We start from the raw sequence: 4,690 nt of genomic DNA, 5'->3' as shown, positions 1-4,690 counted from the left end.
TGATGACTTTAACTAGTGACTCTTTTACTATTGAAAGAACTAAATGGTCTATAAACTACGGTTCTAAATCTATTTTTGATAACCTTGGAGATAAGTTTATTAATGATGATATGGAATTAAAAATCATTGTTACAGCAAAGAAGTCTTAATTAGATTTTTCTACATAATATTTAAAAGCCATATCGTACGATGTGGCTTTTTTGTTTTAATCTACCAGATAATAACTTTACTTTCTAAAAAAAAGATAATTAGGCTTAGTTTTAAACCAACTCCTCCAAAGCCGCATCCAAATTAACAAACTTAAAATTAAAACCACTCTGTTCTATTTTTTTAGAACTTACGCGTTGGCTTTCAAAAAGTATTATATGCATTTGTCCTAAAACTAGTTTCATAGCAAATTTTGGAATATTTGGTAGAATTAATGGCTTTTTAAGGTGCTTTGCAATTGACTTTGTAATGGTTTGGTTTATTGCTGGATTTGGTGCTACTCCATTATAAACACCTTCTAATTTGTGTTCTAAAACGTATAGAAAAATAGCTGCTAAATCCTCTAAATGAATCCAAGACATCCATTGTTTTCCTGTTCCCATTGCAGCTCCAGCTCCAAACTTAATAGGTTTTGCTAACTCTGGAAAAGCGCCTCCTTTTTCAGAAAACACAACACCTATTCTTATTTTAGAAACCGTAATATTTAAAGTATTAAACGTGTCTATTACTTGTTCCCATTCTTGTACTACTCTGCCAAGAAAAGAGTTGCTAATTTGTTTTTCTTCTTCAGAATAATAGTTTGTTAAAGAATCTGGGTAATAACCTATTGCACTTGCCGAGATAATTTGTTTTATAGAATTAGGATTGTTTTTTACTGTAGCATGCAACAAAGCAGTTGTTTCTAGCCTACTATTAATAATAGCTTGTTTATGCGCTTTTGTCCAACGTTTAGAAATACTTGCCCCAACTAAATGAATAATAGCATCAACATCTTTAATACAATCAGCATCAATTTCTGCGTTAGTTGGATTCCAATAAAAACCTTGATAATTAGAGTTGTTTTCTATTTTAGATTTACTGGTTGTCAAATAGTTTACAGCAATGCCTTTGGCATGGCAATTTTTCACAATGTCACTACCAATTAGTCCTGTTGCTCCTGTAATAAGTACTCGCATTTCTTTTTTTATAAAAATACGATTTAGTACTTACTTTGTTTTTAGATTTAAGTTGGATTTAACAGAAATTAGCTAAAAAATTAAAAATGTTATTGATACAATTCCTCATACTTCGGAATCATTCGAAGTGCAATTAATAATTATTGTTTTACAGCACGAAGCATGTGTCGTTTTCCAGGAGGACCTTCTACTCTAGAAATTGTAAAACCTACCGAAATCATAGCACGTCTAGCATGACCTTGCGCGCAATACGTCACTAAAACGCCTCCTTGTTTCATGGACTTATACATGCTTTTAAAAACAACTTCCGTCCACAGTTCTGGTTGTACTCGTGGACCGAAAGCATCAAAATAGATGACATTAAATTTGTTTATGTCTGTAATTTCAGAAAATTGTTTCTGCTGTTTTTTTAATTGGAAATTTTTAGAAATCGTCGCATACTCTTCCCATTTACCTTTATGAATGGCTTTAAAAAGGGCTTCAAATTTTAGTGCTTCAGTATAGTTTAGTGCATCAAGTTCTTCAGTCGAAACTGGAAAACCTTCTACACCTACATAGTTACAATTAAGGTTTAGCTCTTTAGCTTCAATAGCAGTTAAAAAAGCATTTAAGCCTGTACCAAAACCAATTTCTAATATGGAAATTTCTGACTGTTTAGCATAACTTTCCGAAGCACAAAAAAAAGCTAAGCCATGTTTTAAATAAACATGCTTAGCTTCTTGTATTGCTCCATGTGTAGAATGATATTGCTCATTCCACTCTGGAATATGAATGGTTTTAGAACCATCGTTTGTTGTAATTATTTCGCGTTTCACAAAAAACTATTTTATTAATAGTTTCTGTATTCTTGGTATTGGTCCTGTACATTCTGTTTGGTGGCAAGAAATACAAACACCTATTGCATTATTAAAACGCTCTTGTACTGGGATATTAGATTCTGTATTAAAAACCTCTTGTTCTGCAACAATATATAAGTTTGAAAAGGCTTCAAATTTAGCATTCCTTGTTTTGAAATTTGAAAGCTCTGCAGTATGGATTTTTAAAAAATCTGTTGGAAATTCTTTAGGTATGTTTCCTGCTAGTATTTCGTTTTTAATTTTTAAGTTTTCAGCATAAAACTCATTCATAAGATTGGCCATCTCTGATGGTTCGTACATATCGTAAACTTTTGCTTTAGAAACTTCTTCTTTTGTGTCGCTTTCCTCTACTTTAGAATTACAACTTAAAATTACAGTAAAACAAAATATATAAACTAAATATTTCATCTTTTTATTCTTCTACTAATAAAACACCATCTGCTTCAAAAGAATAGGTTTTTTTAGATTCTGTAATTGCTGCAATTTCTTCAGCAGTTTTACCTGCATCTTCTGCATAATGACGTAACTCCTCTACAGGAACTTCATTTAAATATGCTTTTCCGTTAATTATAACTTCTTGTCCTGCAATGTTTTTAGGCATAAAAAAACCGTAATCTTTAAACTTAACCATTACTTGCTCTCCATTATCTAGATCTAACTTCATCCAACAACCTTTGGCTTGACAAACTTCGTTAACTTTTGCAACCATTTTACTATCTATACTATCGCCAACATTCATTCCTTTGTAATGTTCTGCCATAAATTTTGCTGGAATAGCATCGTCTGCAATAATTTCTTTACCAAAAGACTTGTAGTTTATTGCCATTTCTTTAGTGTCTTCAACAACTTCTGTTTTTTGCTCTTCTTTACAAGCCATGAAGCTAAAAACCATAGCTAATACTAAAATATAATTTTTCATTTTATCGATTTTGTATTAAATTAATTTATACTATTACAAAGATAGTATTTTAAGATAAATTTTAGATTTCTTTATACTTAATTTTGTACTTTCGCAAAAGATATAGAAGCATTAATATTCATGGGGAAAATAACAAAAAGACAAATAGAAATCACCAAAGTAAACACCTCTAAAATTTATAGTATCGATTTTAATAATCTAGCTTTTGGTCAAGTGTTTTCAGATCACATGCTAACATGCGATTACATTGATGGTAAATGGCAAATGCCAAAAATTGAGCCTTTTGCACCTATTAGTTTAATGCCTTCTGCGAAAATATTTCATTATGGTCAATCTATTTTTGAAGGAATGAAAGCCTATAAGGATAGTAATGAAGATGTGTTTTTATTTCGCCCAATGGAAAACATAAAACGTCTTAATATTTCGGCAAAACGTTTATCTATTCCAGAAATTCCTGAAGATTATTTTATCGAAGGTTTGAAAGCTCTTTTAGACCTTGAGAAAGATTGGATTCCTACAAAAGAAGGAAGCTCTCTATATCTTAGACCTTTTGTTTTTGCTACAGGTGAAGGTTTTCATGCCTCTCCATCTGACCAATATAAATTTATATTAGCCTGTGCTCCATCTGGACCTTATTTTTCTGGAAAAGTTAAAGTACTAATAGAAGAAACGTATTCTCGTTCTGCAAATGGTGGTGTTGGTTATGCTAAAGCAGGTGGTAATTATGCTGGACAATTTTACCCAACACAATTAGCAAAAGAAAAAGGTTACCAACAAGTAATCTGGACAGACGATACTACTCATGAATACATTGAAGAAGCTGGAGCAATGAATGTGTTTGTACGTATTAATGACACTTTACTAACATCTCCTGTAAGCGAAAGGATTCTTGATGGTGTTACTAGAAAAAGTATTTTAGAAATTGCTAAAGCGGAAGGTATAAACACAGAAGTAAGAAAAGTAAAAGTAAGCGAGCTAATTGAAGCGTCTAAAAATGGTAGTTTAAAAGAAATATTTGGTGCAGGAACTGCAGCAGTAATTTCTCCTATTTCTGGTTTTGGTTTTAGAGATACAGATTTTGAACTTCCCGAACTAACAGATACTTTTGCTAGTAAATTAAAAAATAGAATAATACAAATTCAAACTAACAAATCAGACGACCCATTTGGGTGGAGAGTGAAAATGTAGTTATCATAAAACAAAAAAAAAGCAGCCTTTTGGCTGCTTTTTTTTTGTTTTATGAACGAATTTATGATTCTAATATTTCTGCTATATTTGGCTTAAAATAGTTTGGGCCCTTTAAAACCTTACCATCTTCTCTGTAAATTGGCTGTCCATTTTTACCTAATTTACTCATGTTACTTCTTTGAATTTCATTAAAAACGGCTTCAATTTTATCCTGCATGCCATGCTCGATAATAGTACCACATAAAATATAAAGCATATCACCTAATGCATCTGCAACCTCAACTAAATCGTTGTTATTTGCTGCTTCAAGATATTCTTCATTTTCTTCTTTCATTAAGTCAAATCTTAACGTGTTTTTAGAATTTCCTAAATCTGCTTTTGGAGATTCTAAGTGTCCTATTTTAAATGCTGTATGAAATGCTTTTACTGCTTCTATTTTATTTTTCATTGAAATCTGTTTTTACTGCTAGTATTCGTTATTTTTGCATAAAAATACTACTATGTTTAGTAAAGGACAATTAATTTTCGCCATTTGTTTTGCTGTTGCATTTATAACAGCATTA

Annotated in this window: 6 protein-coding genes and 1 pseudogene; 2 read left to right on the top strand and 5 right to left on the bottom strand. The window is 31.3% G+C overall.

Going from position 1 to position 4,690, the window contains the following annotated elements; all coding sequences use genetic code 11:
- Positions 1-149 (top strand): annotated as a pseudogene (locus QNK89_RS05375) (YceI family protein); the annotation flags it as partial.
- A gap of 111 nt (positions 150-260) precedes the next feature.
- On the opposite strand, the gene QNK89_RS05370 reads toward QNK89_RS05375, so the two are convergent.
- From QNK89_RS05370 to QNK89_RS05355, 4 genes are all read right to left on the bottom strand, one after another.
- A complete protein-coding gene (locus QNK89_RS05370; protein ID WP_340170007.1) occupies positions 261-1,163 on the bottom strand; it encodes a TIGR01777 family oxidoreductase in 903 nt (300 codons plus the stop codon).
- Positions 1,164-1,303: 140 nt separating this feature from the next.
- Positions 1,304-1,978, bottom strand: a complete 675-nt coding sequence (gene mnmD / locus QNK89_RS05365) for a tRNA (5-methylaminomethyl-2-thiouridine)(34)-methyltransferase MnmD (protein WP_340170006.1) — start codon at positions 1,976-1,978, stop codon at positions 1,304-1,306.
- Between the two features lie 6 nt (positions 1,979-1,984).
- On the bottom strand, positions 1,985-2,428 hold the full coding sequence (locus tag QNK89_RS05360) for a hypothetical protein (RefSeq protein WP_340170005.1): 444 nt from the start codon (positions 2,426-2,428) through the stop codon (positions 1,985-1,987).
- 4 nt (positions 2,429-2,432) lie between these two features.
- Complete coding sequence (locus QNK89_RS05355) at positions 2,433-2,939, bottom strand: DUF4920 domain-containing protein (protein WP_340170004.1); 507 nt, start codon at positions 2,937-2,939, stop codon at positions 2,433-2,435.
- A gap of 120 nt (positions 2,940-3,059) precedes the next feature.
- Here QNK89_RS05355 and QNK89_RS05350 point away from each other — a divergent pair, with 120 nt between their 5' ends.
- Positions 3,060-4,127, top strand: a complete 1,068-nt coding sequence (locus QNK89_RS05350; protein WP_340170003.1) for a branched-chain amino acid aminotransferase — start codon at positions 3,060-3,062, stop codon at positions 4,125-4,127.
- A 61-nt stretch (positions 4,128-4,188) separates the two neighbouring features.
- Here QNK89_RS05350 and QNK89_RS05345 read toward each other — a convergent pair whose 3' ends face one another.
- Positions 4,189-4,575: a nucleoside triphosphate pyrophosphohydrolase family protein gene (locus tag QNK89_RS05345; RefSeq protein WP_340170002.1), complete on the bottom strand. Its 387-nt coding sequence runs from the start codon at positions 4,573-4,575 to the stop codon at positions 4,189-4,191.
- Between the last annotated feature and the right edge of the window lie 115 nt (positions 4,576-4,690).

Origin of the sequence: Lacinutrix sp. (assembly GCF_037625555.1) — a bacterium.
In the GTDB taxonomy this organism is placed as follows: Bacteria; Bacteroidota; Bacteroidia; order Flavobacteriales; family Flavobacteriaceae; genus Lacinutrix.
Note: the sequence above shows the minus strand (reverse complement) of the source record. Positions and strands in the feature narration are given on the sequence as shown.

Bases quoted from the DNA above. Each gene is read 5' to 3' on its own strand.
- QNK89_RS05370 (WP_340170007.1), bottom strand. From the start codon at position 1,163: ATGCGAGTACTTATTACAGGAGCAACAGGACTAATTGGTAGTGACATT.
- QNK89_RS05355 (WP_340170004.1), bottom strand. From the start codon at position 2,939: ATGAAAAATTATATTTTAGTATTAGCTATGGTTTTTAGCTTCATGGCT.
- QNK89_RS05345 (WP_340170002.1), bottom strand. From the start codon at position 4,575: ATGAAAAATAAAATAGAAGCAGTAAAAGCATTTCATACAGCATTTAAA.
- QNK89_RS05360 (WP_340170005.1), bottom strand. From the start codon at position 2,428: ATGAAATATTTAGTTTATATATTTTGTTTTACTGTAATTTTAAGTTGT.
- QNK89_RS05350 (WP_340170003.1), top strand. From the start codon at position 3,060: ATGGGGAAAATAACAAAAAGACAAATAGAAATCACCAAAGTAAACACC.